Annotated in this window: 17 protein-coding genes; 7 read left to right on the top strand and 10 right to left on the bottom strand. The window is 58.6% G+C overall.

Annotated elements, in window-relative coordinates; translation table 11 throughout:
- Positions 1–36 precede the first annotated feature (36 nt).
- The 5 genes from C3B54_RS05205 to tkt are packed head-to-tail and all read right to left on the bottom strand — an operon-like array spanning position 37 to position 7,249.
- Positions 37–972 (bottom strand): glucose-6-phosphate dehydrogenase assembly protein OpcA, encoded by a 936-nt coding sequence (locus tag C3B54_RS05205; RefSeq protein ID WP_104913555.1) that lies wholly within the window; start codon positions 970–972, stop codon positions 37–39.
- Positions 969–2,489 carry a glucose-6-phosphate dehydrogenase gene (gene zwf / locus C3B54_RS05200; protein WP_104913554.1) on the bottom strand — a complete coding sequence of 507 codons (1,521 nt, stop codon included), beginning with the start codon at positions 2,487–2,489 and terminating at the stop codon, positions 969–971. The genes C3B54_RS05205 and zwf overlap by 4 nt, the downstream gene beginning before the upstream one ends.
- The gene (locus C3B54_RS05195; RefSeq protein ID WP_104913553.1) at positions 2,486–4,057 is read right to left on the bottom strand and encodes a glucose-6-phosphate isomerase; all 1,572 of its coding nucleotides are present in this window, start codon (positions 4,055–4,057) and stop codon (positions 2,486–2,488) included. The genes zwf and C3B54_RS05195 overlap by 4 nt, the downstream gene beginning before the upstream one ends.
- On the bottom strand, positions 4,054–5,157 hold the full coding sequence (gene tal, locus C3B54_RS05190) for a transaldolase (protein ID WP_104913552.1): 1,104 nt from the start codon (positions 5,155–5,157) through the stop codon (positions 4,054–4,056). The genes C3B54_RS05195 and tal overlap by 4 nt, the downstream gene beginning before the upstream one ends.
- A 16-nt stretch (positions 5,158–5,173) precedes the next feature.
- Positions 5,174–7,249, bottom strand: coding sequence for a transketolase (gene tkt / locus C3B54_RS05185; RefSeq protein ID WP_104913551.1), 2,076 nt, complete (start codon positions 7,247–7,249; stop codon positions 5,174–5,176).
- A 244-nt stretch (positions 7,250–7,493) separates the two neighbouring features.
- Between tkt and C3B54_RS05180 the strand changes: the two genes are divergently transcribed.
- The gene (locus tag C3B54_RS05180; RefSeq protein ID WP_245868011.1) at positions 7,494–8,378 is read left to right on the top strand and encodes a heme o synthase; all 885 of its coding nucleotides are present in this window, start codon (positions 7,494–7,496) and stop codon (positions 8,376–8,378) included.
- On the opposite strand, the gene C3B54_RS05175 is transcribed toward C3B54_RS05180, so the two are convergent.
- Positions 8,299–9,261 (bottom strand): COX15/CtaA family protein, encoded by a 963-nt coding sequence (locus C3B54_RS05175; protein WP_104913549.1) that lies wholly within the window; start codon positions 9,259–9,261, stop codon positions 8,299–8,301. The genes C3B54_RS05180 and C3B54_RS05175 overlap by 80 nt on opposite strands.
- A gap of 186 nt (positions 9,262–9,447) precedes the next feature.
- On the opposite strand from C3B54_RS05175, the gene sufB reads away from it, so the two are divergent.
- From sufB to C3B54_RS05150, 5 genes are read left to right on the top strand one after another with little or no spacing between them, the layout of a single operon-like run.
- Positions 9,448–10,866, top strand: a complete 1,419-nt coding sequence (sufB, locus tag C3B54_RS05170; RefSeq protein WP_104913548.1) for a Fe-S cluster assembly protein SufB — start codon at positions 9,448–9,450, stop codon at positions 10,864–10,866.
- Between the two features lie 57 nt (positions 10,867–10,923).
- Positions 10,924–12,051, top strand: coding sequence for a Fe-S cluster assembly protein SufD (gene sufD / locus C3B54_RS05165; protein WP_158665550.1), 1,128 nt, complete (start codon positions 10,924–10,926; stop codon positions 12,049–12,051).
- Positions 12,048–12,386, top strand: a complete 339-nt coding sequence (locus C3B54_RS05160; protein WP_104913546.1) for a non-heme iron oxygenase ferredoxin subunit — start codon at positions 12,048–12,050, stop codon at positions 12,384–12,386. Before sufD ends, C3B54_RS05160 begins: the two co-directional genes overlap by 4 nt.
- Positions 12,387–12,412: 26 nt before the next feature.
- Positions 12,413–13,174 carry a Fe-S cluster assembly ATPase SufC gene (gene sufC, locus C3B54_RS05155; RefSeq protein WP_104913545.1) on the top strand — a complete coding sequence of 254 codons (762 nt, stop codon included), beginning with the start codon at positions 12,413–12,415 and terminating at the stop codon, positions 13,172–13,174.
- On the top strand, positions 13,174–13,506 hold the full coding sequence (locus tag C3B54_RS05150; RefSeq protein WP_104913544.1) for a metal-sulfur cluster assembly factor: 333 nt from the start codon (positions 13,174–13,176) through the stop codon (positions 13,504–13,506). Before sufC ends, C3B54_RS05150 begins: the two co-directional genes overlap by 1 nt.
- Here the strand turns inward: C3B54_RS05150 and C3B54_RS05145 are convergent.
- Positions 13,503–14,330, bottom strand: coding sequence for an SURF1 family cytochrome oxidase biogenesis protein (locus C3B54_RS05145; protein WP_104913543.1), 828 nt, complete (start codon positions 14,328–14,330; stop codon positions 13,503–13,505). The genes C3B54_RS05150 and C3B54_RS05145 overlap by 4 nt on opposite strands.
- A 208-nt stretch (positions 14,331–14,538) precedes the next feature.
- Entirely contained in the window at positions 14,539–14,814 is a 276-nt protein-coding gene (locus tag C3B54_RS05135; protein WP_104913542.1) for a DUF3099 domain-containing protein, read from the bottom strand.
- A gap of 47 nt (positions 14,815–14,861) precedes the next feature.
- Between C3B54_RS05135 and C3B54_RS05130 the strand changes: the two genes are divergently transcribed.
- Positions 14,862–15,572, top strand: coding sequence for a beta-ketoacyl-ACP reductase (locus C3B54_RS05130; protein ID WP_104913541.1), 711 nt, complete (start codon positions 14,862–14,864; stop codon positions 15,570–15,572).
- Between the two features lie 43 nt (positions 15,573–15,615).
- Here the strand turns inward: C3B54_RS05130 and serB are convergent, their stop codons facing one another.
- Positions 15,616–16,269, bottom strand: a complete 654-nt coding sequence (gene serB / locus C3B54_RS05125; RefSeq protein ID WP_104913540.1) for a phosphoserine phosphatase SerB — start codon at positions 16,267–16,269, stop codon at positions 15,616–15,618.
- Complete coding sequence (gene glgC, locus C3B54_RS05120; RefSeq protein WP_104913539.1) at positions 16,266–17,504, bottom strand: glucose-1-phosphate adenylyltransferase; 1,239 nt, start codon at positions 17,502–17,504, stop codon at positions 16,266–16,268. Before glgC ends, serB begins: the two co-directional genes overlap by 4 nt.
- Positions 17,505–17,540: the final 36 nt, after the last annotated feature.

The raw sequence follows: 17,540 nt of genomic DNA, 5'->3' as shown, positions 1-17,540 counted from the left end.
ACATGATCCACATCGGCCAAAGGACATCTGATAACTCTACTGACCGATCACCTTCAGCATTGGAATACCCTCAGCAAGCACCCGGCCATAAATGGTGTCGGGAGCGAGTCGACGGAGCTCTTCGGCAACTAGCGTCGACAGTCCACGGCGTGGAAGCAGTAGAGGAAAATCGGGTTGGCCCGGTACGCGAAGCAGGACAGTTTGATCGTCGGTGCGCACAAGGGAAATATCACCCTCGCTGGTGTCCAGCTGCACGGAATAGACGCCGCCAATTCCCTCAGGAGCACTGGGATCTAACGTGACGGGTTGTCCTAGCGACACAGCCAGCCAGCCCGCGAGGAGTGCCACTGAGGGGTTGTCCGCAACGCCTGCGACAGTGGCCGCATGGATTGTGTCGATCTCTAAGTAGTCCAGAGTGGCGGCAAGCTGCGTCCGCCAGCCAGTGATCCGCCCCCAGGCGAGGTCGGTGTCACCTGGCCGGTAACCACTCGCTATACGGCCTAAACCGACAATGCCTTGACCGAGAGATTGCGAATCGAGAATCCTCCGTTGAGAAATCTGCCCGAGCGACGTTTCTGCCATACAGTCCGGACAGTGACTGGGCCACCACGTCACTACCGGGGTATCGGGCAGCAACAGTCCATTGACTAGACCGGGCAGGGAGTTCGCACTGGGACCCTCAGGGCGAAGCACCACGACCTCACTTGCCCCCGCATCGCCACCGAGGCGCAGCTGCGCAGAAAGGCCCGGTGCCACAGAGTGTGCTTCCGGCTCAGTGACCACCACAATGCGCATGGGGTGCTCACTACTGGCCTCATTGGCTGCAGCAATGGCTTGTTCTTCGCCGTCGTGGGGGGTGTAAATGAGGAAGGTGAGCACGCGGCCTAACGCCACCGCACCACCCTCTTCACGCGCGCTCACCAGACGTTTATTCACATCAGCCACGGTGGTGTTAGGAAGGTCGATAATCATGGCCGCCTCCAGACTCTGTTGTCTCGAAGCAGCAGTTGGTCAGCAGATGCGGGACCCCACGTCCCTGGAAGGTATCCCTCCGGGGTGCCCTGTTCTTCCCAATGGGCGAGAACCGGATCAAGAATGTGCCAGGACAGCTCAACTTCCCTCTGGCGCGGAAATAGTGGCGCGTCGCCTCGCAGGACATCCAAAATGAGCCGCTCGTACGCTTCGGGGGAGGTTTCGGTGAAGGCATGGCCGTAGCCAAAGTCCATCGTGACGTTTCGCACTTGCATGTCGGGGCCAGGAACTTTAGAGGCGAAGCGCATCGTGACGCCCTCGTCGGGCTGGACCCTGATTACTAGTGCGTTTTGACCCACTTCGCCGTGGGCAATTTCGGGGAACAAATGCCCGGGGGAGTCTTTAAAGACCACCGCGACTTCGGTCACCCGGCGTCCTAAACGCTTTCCGGTGCGTAAGTAAAACGGGACACCCTGCCAGCGGCGGGTGTTCACCTCTAGGCGAAGGGCTGCATAGGTTTCGGTTCTCGAGCTGTGGTCAATGCCGTCTTCATCCAAATATCCCGCAACCGCTGCACCGCCCTGCCACCCGCCCAGGTATTGCCCTCTGGCGGAAGAACTGGGCGGGTGGGCTATTGGCGCGACCGCAGCCAAGACTTTCTCTTTTTCTACCCGCACATCATCAGCCCCGAGGGTTCCAGGTTCCTCCATCGCGGTGAGGGCCAGTAACTGCAGGAGGTGATTTTGGATCACATCTCTCGCGGCACCAATCCCGTCGTAGTAGCCAGCTCGAGATCCGACGCCGATTTCTTCCGCCATGGTGATTTGCACATGGTCGACGTAGTGGGCATTCCAGATGGGCTCATACATCGAATTGGCGAAACGCAGCGCGAGCAGGTTTTGCACCGTTTCTTTGCCCAGATAGTGGTCGATACGGAAGACCGATTCGGGTTTAAATACCCTTTCAAGCGCCAGGTTGAGCTCTGCCGCCGTCTTTTCATCGCTACCAAAAGGTTTTTCGACAATCACCCTGCGCCAGGCGCCACCCGCATCCTCAGCCAGTCCGGCCTCTTCCAACCGTTGGGTCACAACCGGAAATTGTCCGGGCGGGATCGACAGATAGTACGCGTGGTTGTGGCCAGTGCCACGGGTGTGGGCCAGCTCATTCAACACAGTGGCCAGGGTGCTAAAGCCTTCAGGCTCGCTAAAGCTGCCTTCCACAAAACGCAATCCCGCTCGGAGCCGCTCAAAGACCCGCTCGTCAAACGCTTCCCGGGCGTGGGAGTGCACCGATTGGGCGACCTCTTCCTGGAACTGTTCATCCGACCATGGCCTTCTGCCGTAGCCCACTACCGAAAAGCCGGGGTGCAAAAGCCCACCCGCAGCCAGGTCGTAAATGGCGGGGATTAACTTCTTCCTCGCTAAATCTCCCGTCACACCAAAAATGACGAGCGCGCTGGGGCCAGCCAGACGTGCGAGGCGTCGATCCGCGGGGTCCCGTAACGGGTTGTACCTCACGCAGACTCCTTGAGGGTGGACAGGAGTGTGCGGGCGGTTTCTGCTGAATCGACACGCAGGGTCAACACAGGCCGGCCGCGCTCTGTCAGTACCTGACGATCACCCCAGCTTTGCGCATCAATCAAGGTGGCAAAGCTGTAGGGAAACCCCGGTATGTCCCGACCCCTTCGAGGTTCAATTTCAAGTTGCAGGAACACCCCGTCGGGAGTGCCCCCTTTGTGAAACTGACCGGTGGAGTGAAGAAACCTGGGACCAAAGCCCAGTGTCACGGGGCGTCCCGTTGCTGCCGCCAAGTGTTCTCGCACTTGGACAAAATCACTGAGCTCAAGACGGTTCCCGTACACCTGGAGCGCCAGGTACCCCGAATCTCCCAGCTGCGCGTGAAGATAAGACCAGGAATCCGCCAGAGTGGTCGAATCATCGGGGGCCCACAGTGTGTATTTCTCTGATACTTCCGACGGGTCCTGTCGGCTTGGCATGGCCTCCAGAAGGCTTCTCGTGGCCGTTTTGGCGCTCTCCACGTCGGGTTGGTCGAATGGATTCACGCCAAGGAGGACCCCCGCATATGCCGTGGCGTATTCCCACAACAGGAAAGATCCACCCAGTGTGGCCTCAATGCTGACGTGGGACACGTCTTGCCTGTCACCTGAAAGATCAACGATGACGACATCGTCGAGTGCGTTCGTGGCCTCTGGGGGAGTAGCGCTGGAGGTGGCAACAGGAAGCACCCCAATCCCGTCTTTACCCGTTGATTCCGCCACCAGTTGCTCAATCCAGTCCCCAAGGCCAGGCAGACTTTCGCTGGGTGTCAGCACGGCAATATCGCGCGATGGCGTCGACAACGAGGCAGCCAACAGCACCGCCGGGTTTTCCTCACTGTCCTGCCGCAATGCACTCCAGGCGTTGTGGGCGTCGCTTAGAAGGGCAGCAGTGTCCACACCGGCAAGAGTGGCGGGCACCAGCCCAAAAGCGGTCAGCGCAGAAAAACGGCCACCCACATGTGGGTCCGCGGTAAAGACCCGGTGGCCATTTCCCGCCGCTTCTTTGTGAAGCGGAGAATCCGGGTCCGTCACAATCAGAATCCGACTCGTGGGATCGATTCCCACACCTTGGAACGCTTCTGCAAAAGCCGCTCTTGCCGCCGCGGTCTCTACGGTTGTTCCTGATTTCGAGGACACAATCACTGCGGTGGACCGCAAATCTCCAGAGAGTGCCTGAGTGACGTGATCGGGATGAGTGGAGTCCACAATCTCTAACTGCACTCCCGCAGAGGACGCCATCACTTCTGGCGCCAGCGAAGACCCCCCCATACCGCAAAGGACAAACCGGGTTACTCCCTCGGCAGCAAAAGCCCGACGAAGCTCTTCTACGTCGTCAACTAGTGGGCGCATCAGGGAAGGGTCAGCGACCCAACCCACACGGATTGATGCTTCAGGTTCGGCATCCACCCCCCACAAAGTCGCATCACCGGCTGCAAGCCGCGAGGGTACGTTTTTCGACACCAGGGTGCCCACGGCGTCGCCGAGCGAGCTTCGAAAAGAGGACTCGAGGTGAACCCGAAGCGTCATCGAGTAGCACCCAACGCCTTCTCGACCGTTTCTAGTAACTCGTGCCAGCTGTCGATGAATTTCGAGACGCCTTCATCCTCCAGCGCTTGGGTCACCTCAGCGTAAGAAATACCCAAATCGGCCAGAGCGTCCATCACGCTGTGCGCCTCTGCGTAGAAGGCCGACACCCGGTCCCCCTCAATTGAGTGGAGTTCTCCCGTTGCCTCGAGTGTTTTTTCCGGCATGGTATTCACCGTGTGGGGTGCAGCCAACTCAGTGACGTACAGGGTGGGGGGCAAGGCAGGGTCTTTCACACCTGTCGATGCCCACAATGGGCGCTGAACGTTGGCGCCATCGGCGAGCAGTTTTTTTGCGCGATCGCTGTGAAAAAGCTCTTCGAATGCTTCGTAGGCAAGGCGAGCGTTGGCGATGCCCGCCTTGGACCGAAGGTCTTTGGCTTCAGGGGAACCATTCGCGTCTAGTTGCTGGTCAATGGCAGTGTCCACCCGGGACACAAAGAAAGACGCCACGGAATGCAGGGTGGAAATATCGACGCCCCGCTCGGCGGCCTGTTCCACACCGGCAAGATAAGCATCGACCACTTCGCGGTAGCGCTCCAGCGAGAAAATCAACGTGACGTTGACGCTGATTCCCCTGGCAAGAGTTTCCGTAATCGCGGGGAGACCGGCCTTGGTTGCCGGAATCTTGATCAACACATTGGCCCGGCCCACACTCTCTGCGAGGACGGTTGCCTGTTCGATCGTTGCCTGTGTGTCGTGGGCGAGAACGGGGGAGACTTCAATGGACACCCGCCCATCGACCCCCGCACTGGCCTCAAATTGAGGCACGAAAATATCGCAGGCATCTCGCACATCATCGACCATCAAGGCGAAGACCGCGTCTTCCGTGCTGTGGCCAGCATCGCCCAAGGCAGCTATACGTTCGGCGTAAGCGTCACCTTTGCTGATTGCCTGTTGGAAAATCGTCGGGTTGGTGGTGACGCCGACCACGTTGTGTGTGTCGATCAGTTGGGCCAGGTTTCCCGACGTGATGCGCTCACGCGAGAGGTCGTCCAGCCAAATACTCACACCCAGTGTGCTCAGTTCTGCAGTTGCACTCATGTCTTACTCCTTCGTCTTAAGCCTGCGTGCGTGACAGCACGGTTTTGGCAGCGGAAACGACAGCGTCTGTCGTCATTCCAAATTCTTGGTAGAGGGTTTTGTAGTCGGCCGAGGCACCAAAGTGTTCAATTGACACACTGTGCCCGTGGTCACCCACGAAACGGTGCCATCCTTGCGATATCCCCGCCTCTACAGAGACCCTGGCGCTCACAGTGGGGGGTAACACACTGTCTCGGTAAGCCTGGTCTTGGGCATCAAACCACTCCACGCAGGGCATCGACACGACGCGAGTGGCAATACCTTCGGATTCGAGACTGGTCTTTGCTTCCACGGCCAGAGAAACTTCCGAGCCGGTAGCAATCAGAATGACATCGGGCTTGCCACTACTGGCCTCAGCGAGGGTGTATCCGCCTTTGGCGGTGAGGGATGCAGGCGCGTAATCAGCACCGCGCTCAAATACCGGCACACCTTGGCGGGTGAGCGCAATACCTGCTGGTCCTTGGCGACGCTCTAGCATCGTCTTCCACGCCCAGGCTGTTTCGTGGGCGTCGGCAGGACGAACAACATCGAGGCCCGGGATTGCCCGCAGGCTCCACAGCTGTTCAATGGGTTGGTGGGTGGGGCCATCTTCACCCAGCGCCACAGAATCGTGTGTCCACACAAAAATGCTCGGGATTCCCATGAGCGCGGCGAGCCGCACTGAGGGACGCATGTAGTCGGAGAAGATCAGGAATGTTCCCGCAAAGGCCCTGGTCGGTCCGTGCAAGACGATTCCGTTGATAATTGCGGCCATTGCGTGTTCGCGAATACCGAAATGCAACACCCGGCCATAGGGGTCCGCACTCCATTGGCTGGTGGAGTGTTCTGCGGGGGCAAAAGACGCCGCTGACTCGATGGTGGTGAGGTTTGATTCGGCGAGATCTGCCGAGCCACCCCACAGTTCAGGCAACACCTTCGCGAGCGCGTTGATCACTTTGCCCGAGGCGGCCCTGGTGGCGATGGCGTCCACGCCCTCAAAGCTTGGCAACACCGACTCTAGGTCGGGTAGTTCACCTGCTTCGAGACGTGCGAGCAGTACCGCGCGCTCCGGATGTGCCGACTTCCACGCCTCAAACTTTTCAGTCCATTCGGCCCGGTCGGCAGCTGCGCGCTTGGCGAGTGAACGGGTGTGAGCGATGACGTCCTCTGAGACGGCGAAGTGCTCGGTGGGGTCAAAGCCAAGGATTGTCTTGGTCTCGGCGATTTCGCCGGCGCCAATGGCGGCACCGTGAATCTTTCCCGTGTTCATTTTGTGGGGTGAGGGCCAACCGATGACCGTTTTGACGATAATCAGGCTGGGCTTATCGGTTGCCGCCTGCGCTTTCTCAATTGCGCCAAACAGCGCGTCCACGTCTTCGTTGTAGTGATCGACGGGGCCAAAGTCCACGACGTGGACATCCCAGCCATACGCCTGGTAACGGGCAGCAACATCTTCGGTGAAAGCGATATCTGTGTCGTCCTCGATGGAAATCTTGTTTGCGTCGTAGAGCGCAATGAGTCGGCCCAGTTGTTGGTGTCCGGCGAGAGACGCCGCCTCACTGGTAATGCCCTCCTGGATGTCACCATCGCTCGCAATCACGTAGGTGTAGTGATCGAAAGGGGAGTCGCCATCGGGAGTTTCGGGGTCAAACAGGCCCCGTTCGAAGCGCTGCGCGTAGGCGAAGCCTGTCGCTGAAGCGAGCCCTTGGCCGAGGGGGCCGGTGGTGATTTCCACGCCACTGGTGTGGCCGTATTCGGGGTGGCCGGGTGTCTTTGAGCCCCAGGTGCGAAGCGCTTTCAGGTCATCCAGCTCCAAGCCGAAGCCTCCCAGGTATAACTGGACGTACTGGGTCAAAGACGAGTGGCCTGCCGAGAGAATGAAACGGTCGCGGCCAATCCACAGCGGATCGGCAGGATCGTGCCGCATCACCTTTTGGTAGAGCAGGTAGGCCACCGGCGCGAGGCTCATCGCCGTACCTGGGTGGCCATTTCCTACCTTTTCGACCGCGTCGGCGGCCAGAAGGCGGGCGGTGTCGACCGCAGCGCGGTCATGATCTGAAAATACCGAAGTCATCGGGTCAGTCCTTTGAGGTTGACGAACACTGGGGTACACCCCGGGGGCCTCTACGGCGACCCTTTGGCGACTGTGAGGACACGAAGACGCGGGGAAGTGGTTTCAGTATATCGGCGTGACTCGGCATCTATTCAGAACGGGAAAGGCCGGCCATCTAAGATGGAGCTACACCATGACTTCTTCGCTGGATCACGCCCACTCTCGCGCCCATTCCTCCTCAGATTCGGCGCCGAGGAACCGTTTCATGGCCTACCTGGCGCTCACGAAACCCAGAGTCATCGAGCTGCTTTTAGTCACTACGGCCCCCGTAATGGTCCTGGCCGAACGGGGAATCCCCAGCCTCTGGCTTCTTGCTTTCACTCTGATAGGTGGCGCCTTGAGCGCGGGCAGTGCGAACACGTTTAACAGTTACATCGACCGCGATATCGATAAGGACATGGGCCGCACGTCGAGTAGGCCTCTGGTGACCGGTGAGATCAGTAGCCGGCAGGCGTTGGTCTTTGCCTGGAGCTTGGGCATCGCCTCAGTAGCACTGCTGTGGGTGACGACAAACGCTCTCGCAGCCTTACTGTCGCTGGCAGCCATCCTCTTTTACGTGTTCGTCTACACGCTGTGGCTGAAGCGTCGCAGCGAACAGAACATTATTTGGGGTGGAATAGCGGGGTGCTTCCCGGTCCTCATCGGTTGGGCGGCAGTGACGGGCGATTTGTCACTCGAAGCCTGGATTCTCTTCATCGTGGTGTTCTTGTGGACCCCGGCACACTACTGGCCGCTGTCCATGCGCTACCGCGAGGATTACAGCAGTGTGGGCGTGCCGATGCTCGCGGTGGTTCGCGGTCCGAGGGAAGTCAGTGTGCAGGTGATTTTGTATGCGTGGGCGACCATCGTCATGTCACTACTACTGATTCCGATCGCCCCCATGGGGCCCCTGTACTGGCTGGCGGCCGTCGGTGGTGGCGCCTGGTTCATCATCGAGTCCCACCGTCTCTATGCGAGGGCCATTCGCGGTGAATCCGATCTACAACCGATGAAGGTGTTCCACTCGAGTATTAGCTATTTGACGCTGCTGTTTCTCGCTGTCGGAGTGGACCCGCTGCTGGCGCTAATTCCGGGTCTTCCCGGGTACTAAAAATCGCCGTGACGCTCAGCGCCACCAACACCGCAGCAAGCACCATGTGGATGCCGACAGCAAGCTCCGGTAGGCCATTTCGCGCCTGGTAAAGACCCACAGAGATTTGCACAAGGGTCATGGTGGTGAGCCCGACGAGGGTGCGCCTCAGTCGCATCTGTGAGGGGGAGCCATGACGTCGGAAAGCCAGTGCAGTGGCTAAGAGCGTGAGGCCAAAGACCACGTACGACGGCCAGGAGTGCAAGTGTTGGAGCAGTTCGGAATCGAGGTAGTTTCTCGCCGCACCTCCGTCGCCGGCGTGCGGTCCAGAACCCGTGGTCAGGATTCCCACCACAATGGACACCCCCAAAACGCCTAGGAGAACGGGCAACAGGCCCGCGAGCAGGGGCGATGCCGAGCGAACCCCTGTCGCCGGACCTACCCGAACCCGGTAGAGCAACCACGCCGCTAGTCCCACCAGGACCGCGGAGAGCAGGTAGTGCAAACCAACCACGTAGGGGTTCAGGTTTGTCAGAACGGTGATGCCACCAAGGACGGCCTGCGCGGGAATACCAAGACCCAGTGCGACGGACAGACGCAGGAGTTCGGGCCGCTCTTTTCGCATCCGTACCACCATGAGAAACATGCCAATGGCGATGATGATCAGCAGAAAAGTCAGCAGGCGGTTACCAAACTCGATAATCCCGTGAAAACCCATTTCGGGGGTACTCACGAACGATTCTTCGGTGCATCGAGGCCAGGTCGGGCAACCAAGACCGGACCCGGTCAACCGCACCGCACCACCGGTACCGATGATGAGAATTTGGCTTACCAATGAGGCCCACGCAAAGAACCGAACGCGCCCAATTACCCGGTCGGGTAACCACATCCACAGGTTTCTCACACCTAAAGCCCTTCTGCTTTGGGGCGGTCCCTACTAAGGTTGAGGACGCTATGGCAATGGTGCCTCGCACCGTTTCGAGGTGGCGCCGTCACCCTGAAGGGTCTGAACACGAAGTGTAGGTCAGTAGGCCGAAGCATCGCTGATAGCCCTCGGTGCGAGCCCTGCACGAGCGAAAGCGAGGAAAAAATGTCCGACATTCTTTTGGACCGTCCCGACCTTGAAGGCTTGGGAAACTACGAGTTCGGTTGGCACGATGCTGACGCTGCGGGAGCGATCGCGAAACGCGGTCTTTCACCCGACACTGTCACCGAAATTTCCGACCTGAAAGATGAGCCTGACTGGATGCGCCAAATGCGCCTCAAGGCTCTGCAAATTTTCGAACGCAAACCCATGCCCAATTTTGGGGCTGACCTTAGTGGCATCGATTTCGACAAGATCAAGTACTTCGTGCGCTCCACTGAGCGCCAAGCGCAAACCTGGGAAGACCTCCCCGAAGAAATTCGTAACACCTACGAACGTCTCGGCATTCCTGAGGCCGAGCGCTCCCGCCTAGTCGCCGGTGTTGCGGCCCAATACGAGTCGGAAGTGGTGTACCACCAGATTCGAGAAGACCTCGAAGAACAAGGTGTTCTCTTCCTTGACACCGACACTGCCCTTCGTGAGCACCCCGACTTCTTCACCGAATACTTTGGGTCGGTAATCCCCTCGGGTGACAACAAGTTTGCGGCGTTGAACACTGCAGTGTGGTCGGGTGGATCGTTTGTTTACGTCCCTCCGGGCGTTCACGTGGAGATCCCCCTCCAGGCCTACTTCCGGATTAACACTGAGAACATGGGCCAGTTTGAGCGCACGTTGATCATTGCGGACGAGGGTTCGTACGTGCACTACATCGAGGGTTGTACTGCCCCGATTTACTCCTCGGATTCGTTGCACTCTGCCGTGGTGGAAATCATCGTCAAGAAAAACGCCCGAGTGCGCTACACGACCATTCAGAACTGGTCGAACAACGTCTACAACTTGGTGACCAAGCGAGCAATCGCGCACGAAGGGGCGACCATGGAGTGGATTGATGGAAACCTCGGATCAAAGGTCACCATGAAGTACCCCTCGGTCTTCTTGGTCGGTGAACACGCAAAGGGCGAAACCCTCTCCGTCGCGTTCGCAGGGCCCGGGCAGCACCAGGATGCAGGCGCCAAGATGATTCACATGGCGCCGCACACCACGTCGTCAATTGTCTCGAAGTCGATTGCCCGTGGCGGTGGTCGTGCGGGTTACCGCGGTGAGGTGAGGGTCGATGAAAATGCCCACCACTCGGCCAATACGGTGCGCTGTGACGCCCTCCTCGTGGACACAATTTCACGCTCCGACACCTACCCGGCAATTGATATTCGGGTGGACGATGTGGTGTTGGGACACGAAGCAACCGTGTCAAAAGTGAGCGAAGAGCAGCTGTTCTACTTGCAGTCACGCGGTTTGCCAGAAGACGAGGCCATGGCGATGATTGTGCGAGGGTTCATTGAACCGATCGCGAGAGAGCTTCCCATGGAGTATGCCCTGGAGCTCAACAAGCTCATCGAAATGAATATGGAAGGGTCAGTCGGCTAGATGACCGCAGCGACACCGAACGGGTCGAACGTTACGCTCGATCCGTCACAGACACGTGTGACCTCAGCCGTCCCGGTGCAAACCCGGTCCGAGCGTTTCCACTCAGCTGATCCGGCGGACTTTTCGCCGGTCACTGGGCGGGAGCCCGAATGGCGCCTCACTCCGGTATCAGATCTCGGTGCCCTTATTGAGGGGCCCCTGGATGGTGGTTCCTACCCGGTCGAGTGCACCCCTCCTGAGGGTGTCACTGTGGAGTTCGTGGATGCTTCGTCGAGCACTCGCGGTGCGGTGGGCCTTCCGGAGGATCGTTTGTCTGCAAACGCCTGGTCGCAGGTTGACCAGGTGTTAGAAGTGACTGTGGCCTCCACGGAGCGCCAGACCACAAGGATTCTCCGACATGATCTTGGTGATGCACCGCGCGCAGCGCACACCCTGATTCACGTGAAGGAAGGCTGCCACGGAATTGTCATCATCGAATCCCAGGGCCAGGCACTTCTCGCCGAGAACGTGGAGATCCAGCTAGAAGCAGGTTCATCGCTCGAAGTGGTGGCTTTGCAGGAGTGGGACGAGGGCGCGATCCACTACTCGCCCCACTTTGGAACAGTGGGGCGCGATGCCCAGCTGCGTCACTTTGCGGCCAGTATGGGCGGGCACATTGTCGTCGTGAACCCGTCGATTACCCTGGCCGGTCAAGGCTCAGAGGCTGACCTGTTCGGCGTGTATTTCGCTGAGTCGCATCAGCACTTGGAGCACCGCGTGTATGTCCACCACGAAGGCCCTGACACCAAATCCCGGGTGAGCTACAAAGGTGCGCTTTATGGCCGTGGCGCGAGAACCGTGTGGATCGGCGATGTTCTCATCGGCGCTGGTGCGACGGGGACCGACTCATACGAAGAAAACCGCAACCTGGTGCTCTCAGATGGAACCAGAGCGGATTCGATTCCGAACCTCGAAATCAAAACGGGGGATATTGCTGGAGCCGGTCACGCGAGTGCCACTGGTCGCTTCGACGATGAGCACCTGTTTTACCTGCAGTCGCGGGGTATTCCCGAAGTGGCGGCCAGGCGGCTCGTCGTGCAGGGCTTTTTGGGAGAAATCGTGTTGAAGATTTCCGACGAAGAGCTCGTGGAGCGTTTGCTGGAACGGGTGAGACAAAAAATTCGCGAGACCGAGGAGGAGTCGTGAGCGAGGTTTTGGTGTGTAAAGCCGAGGATGTTGCCCCCGGCACGGCCCTCAAAGTGACCATTGATGGTGTCCCCATCGCGTTGGTGAAAGATTCCGCAGGTGACCTTCACGCGATCGGTGATACCTGTTCACACGGCGAAATCTCGCTCAGCGAAGGTTTCGTGGAAGACGATGCCCTCGAGTGCTGGGCGCACGGTTCACAGTTTGATTTGCGCAGTGGAAAACCACGCAACTTTCCTGCTTTTGAACCAGTTCCGGTCTACCAATTGAACGTGAAAGACGGTGAGGTCTACATAGACCCCACCGTTACCGTCGGCGAAAACGCCGACGCCTAATTCCCGCAACACACAGAAGGATTGTCATGTCGACACTAAAAATCACCGACCTGCACGTCAGTATTCAGACCGAGGCCGGACCGGTAGAAATTCTGAAGGGTGTGAATCTCACCCTCGAGGAGGGCCAAACCCACGCCATCATGGGCCCGAACGGCTCCGGAAAGTCCACCCTCGCGTACACCATTGCTGGGCACCCGCGCTATGACGTGACCTCGGGTTCAATCACCTTGGATGGTGAAGATGTTCTCGCTATGGCGACTGATGAGCGAGCCAGGGCTGGCTTGTTCCTCGCCATGCAGTACCCCGTTGAGATTCCCGGTGTCACGGTGACGAACTTCCTTCGCACGGCGAAACAGGCCATCGACGGTAAGGCACCTGCCCTCCGGCAGTGGATTGGCGACCTGAAACGCGCAATGGATTCGCTCAAAATGGATCCAGGGTTCGCCGAGCGCAGCGTGAACGAAGGATTCTCCGGTGGTGAAAAGAAACGCCACGAAATCATGCAGCTGCAGGTCTTGGGGCCGAAGTTCGCAGTACTCGACGAAACCGATTCGGGCCTAGACGTGGATGCGTTGAAGATTGTCGCCCAAGGCGTCAACGATGCGAAAGACAAAACAGGCCTTGGGGTCTTGCTGATTACCCACTACACGCGTATCTTGCGTTACATCAGCCCAGATTTCGTGCACGTCATTGTGGACGGAAAAATTGTGGAAGAAGGCGGCGCCGAATTGGCTGACCGCCTTGAAGAGGAAGGCTACGACCGCTACCTAAGCCAGGAGGTGAACTAATGGGAACGATTACTCTCGACGACCAAAAGTTTGATTCCGTCCAGGAAGCACTCAAAGACGTCATTGACCCTGAGCTGGGGGTCAACATTGTTGACCTTGGCCTGATCTATGACCTCAGTTGGGATGATGAAGAAGACGCACTCATCATCAGCATGACCCTCACATCGGCGGGTTGTCCGTTGACCGACGTCATTGAAGAAGAGATTTCTAAAGCAATTGATGGTGTCGCCGAGCGGTTCCGCATCAATTGGGTGTGGATGCCGCCGTGGGGTCAAGAACGCATCACGGAAGACGGCCGGGACATGATGCGCGCCCTCGGGTTTAACCTTTAGCGTCGCTCCATCGCGTCAACGCGGTCCATCAAGGCATCCTCGAAGTCCTGATCGGAGCGCGCCTTACTGGCCGCTTCAGGCCGAGTGATTCCCTTGCGCCGGCGCAACTCCTCCCGAAGGAGGTAGCCCCAGGCGATGAAACCTAAAATCCCAAAGAGGTACCACTGAAACGTGTAGCTCAGGTGGGGTCCTTCGTCCAACATCGGTTTGTCCTGGAGCAGGGGAGTGGGGCTCACTGGGGGAGACTCGCTCGCCATTGCCACGTATGCGTGTGGATAAAGCTCAACCCCGGTCACGCTGGTCGCTTGCGGCAGGTTGATTGTGGCTAGTTGTCCCTCCGGTGCGCCTCTACCGTCGATGGTGGCCTCACCGGGCAGCAGCCGGCCCTCAAGAGAAACGGCACCACTGGGGGCGGCAGGGACCAGGTCAGGGCCATCCTGCTCTTCACCGGTTGGCACCCAACCACGGCTCACCAAATAGGCCTGACCGCCTTCGGTCACGAACGGCACCACCACATCGAAGCCCACCTGGCCACCTCGAGGCCTTGTCCGCACGAGAAGCTGGTCCTCGGAGCGATATTCACCCTCAAGGATGACCGGGCGCCACTTCAGGTCCTCGTCGAAACTATCGCCACCGGTTAACAACTCATCAATGGCTACCGGCGCTTGGTCATAGTTGTTTTCCACTCGCTCCATTTCAGCCACAGCTTGGCCACGCCGATCCCACTGCCAGAGGCCAAACATCGTGGTGATGAGTGCGAAGACCACGGTGATCACGAGCCCCACCAGCCAGCGGGTACTGAGCGCTACGCGAAGGACACTCATTGTTGCCTCAAAGGTCGAGATGACACCGGAAATGAGCGAGAGGCTAAGTACTCCACGAAAAATGTCTCGTGTTCAGCACACGACAGCCAGATTTTTTCCCGATCCTCCGCGTGGATCTTGGGATTGCGCCAGACAATCTCATGGGCTGCGGACTGCTCACATTCACGCCGGGAGCAGCGCAGCGAATCGGGTCCGAGGTCGCCAAGCACTAGCGGGGAGAAGCGTCGAAGCGAACAATCTGGGAGGGCGCGTACGCCTGAGCGGTATTGCCGCGTTGGGTGACTTGGTTGGCGGCCACTACAGCCAAGTAGGGAAGCAACACGGCACCCGCGGCTGGGACCAACATCCACGCCCCCGGGGTGACAAAACACAACCCAATACACACCAGGCGCACACCCATGGCAGCCGAGTATTTGACCATGCGGGAGCGTCGCTCGTCGTCGGGCGACTCGTGCAACGAAGTGACGGCATTAACCTGGGCCATAGTGCTCACAATGCTAGGCGTTCTGCCTGCACATATGCTTGATGTCTATGACATCGACACGGACTGTTTTGGTCACTGGAGGCAATCGAGGCATCGGCTACGCCATCGCCCAACAATGTGTGGAAGCGGGACACCGGGTGGCTGTGACGGCCCGATCGGGAGAAGGCCCGGAAGGCACTCTCACTGTCCGCGCTGACGTCACGGACGGGAAAAGCCTCGATAATGCCCTGGCCGAGGTCGAAGACGCACTGGGGCCCATCGAAGTGGTCGTAGCAAACGCGGGAATCACTCGTGACACCCTGTTGATGAGGATGTCTGATGAGGATTTTGAGACCGTAATTAACACGAACCTGACCGGAGTGTTCAGGGTCGTCAAGCGAGCAATCAAGTCAATGGTGAAAGGCCGGTTCGGCCGGGTCATTCTCATCTCGAGCGTTGTCGGTCTTTACGGGTCCCCCGGACAGGTCAATTACGCCGCAGCCAAATCAGGCCTGGTCGGTTTCGCGCGTTCCCTCACAAGGGAACTAGGCGGTAGGGGAATCACCGCCAACGTGGTGGCCCCCGGTTTTATCAACACAGACATGACCGATCAGCTGTCCGATGAACAGCGCGCAAGCTACCTTCAGGCCATTCCCGCCGGTCGTTTTGCGGAGCCTTCCGAAGTGGCCAAAGTGGTCACGTGGTTAGCCTCCGATGACGCCGCCTACATTTCCGGCGCCGTGATTCCTGTCGATGGTGGACTGGGGATGGGGCACTAGACCTCGGTGACCCTCCACCCTTGAGAGTGAGCCTCGCAGGTCGCTACGCCCTCTCCAGGCCGAGCAGCTCAATCGCGTGTGACACATCCCGGGTATCAATACAGTGTGTGGCGTGTTGGCGAACGAGTAACTTCGGTACGAAGCCGATCGAGACATCTGCCGCCGCCATCATGTCTAAATCGTTTGCGCCGTCCCCAATGGCAACCGTGCGCGCGGCGCCCCATTGTTGGGCCCAATGCTGAAGCCAGCGCGCCTTTGCCAGCGCGTCAATGAGTTCACCCTGGAGCGAACCCGTGAGAACACCGGAAGACACCTCAAGGCGATTGGCCCTCCAATGGTCAACACCGAGAGAACTGAGCAAGTCATCCACCAGCTCATGAAAACCACCGGATACTGCACACACAATCCCGCCGGCTTGGTGCACGGCATCGACTAGTTCACGGGCGCCGGCGGTTGCGGTGACCCGTCTTTTCGCGTCCTCAATCACGCTTGAGGGGAGCCCCTTAAGCACAGCAATCCGCTGTTCCAAACTGGTCGCAAAATCCATTTCACCGGCCATCGCACGCCGAGTGATGGCCGCAACCTGTTCGGCAACGTCCGGACCGGCAGCACAGGCGAGTTCGTCGATTCCTTCTTCGTTTGAGAGTGTGGAATCCACATCCAATACGACCAGTAGTGGCGTGTGGGCGCCGCTCACGCCACCACCAAACCTTTGGCAACGACCGTGATTCCCGAAGCTGTCACGGTAAAGCCGCGGGCGCGGTCACGCTCGGCATCAAAGCCGACGTCTGCGCCTGGTGCGACAATCACCCCTTTGTCGAGGATTGCTCTATGTACCCTCGCGTCCTCACCGACAGTGACTTTTTCAAACAAAATTGAGTCCGAAATATCCGCCCCGGGGTGCACACGAACGGACTGGCCCAACACACTTCCACGAACTTTTGCCCCCTCAACGAGGGTTCCCAGTGACACCAGGGACCCCGTCATATCGCCTGTTCGACCAGAAGCGTCCGTAGTGAATTTTGCCGGCGGAAGGTTCCACTGTTGGGTGTATATCGGCCAGTCCGCGTTGAACAAGTTGAAAGCCGGGTCCGTGGCAATCAGATCAATGTGGGAATCGTAGAAAGAATCAATGGTTCCGACATCCCGCCAGTAGGTGCGATCCCGGTCTGTCGCACCGGGAACGTCGTTGCGCGACATGTCGTAGACGTACGCCTCTCCACGTTCCACAAACGCTGGAATGACGTCACCACCCATATCGTGATCGGACTCATCAGACTCTGCATCTTCAATGACAGCCTGCATCAGCACGCTGGCGTCAAACACATAGTTACCCATCGACGCGAGTACCTCTTCAGGAGAGTCCGCCAGTCCAGGCGCATCCTCTGGTTTTTCTAAAAACCTCGCGATTTTTCCCTTGGTGTCAGGGTGTGTCTGGATCACCCCAAACTGGTGGGCCAGTTCACGGGGTTGTCGGATACCCGCCACGGTCACACCCGCCCCGGAGGCCATGTGGGCGTCAATCATCTGCTGGAAATCCATCCGATAGACGTGGTCTGCCCCTACGACCACGACAATGTCCGGTTTTTCATCCCTGATGAGATTCAAACTTTGGTAGATGGCGTCGGCTGAGCCAGCAAACCAGCGCTTGCCAAGACGCTGCTGTGCGGGCGCCGAGGCCACATAGGCGTTCAACATTCCCGAGAGTCGCCAGGTTTGGGATATGTGCCGATCGAGCGAATGTGATTTGTACTGAGTGAGACAGACAATCTGGCGCAGGCCCGAATTGATCAGGTTAGAAATGGCGAAATCGATGAGGCGGTAGTGCCCAGCGAACGGAACTGACGGCTTCGCGCGGTCTTTCGTTAAAGGCATGAGCCTTTTGCCCTCACCACCGGCGAGCACAATTCCGAAAACTTTCGGGGCAACCATGACCCTAAGCGTAGAGCAGACGGGCATGCGATGGCA

The organism is Pontimonas salivibrio (assembly GCF_002950575.1).
Lineage (GTDB): Bacteria > Actinomycetota > Actinomycetes > Actinomycetales > Microbacteriaceae > Pontimonas > Pontimonas salivibrio.
This window is presented reverse-complemented; position numbering and strand designations above follow the sequence as displayed.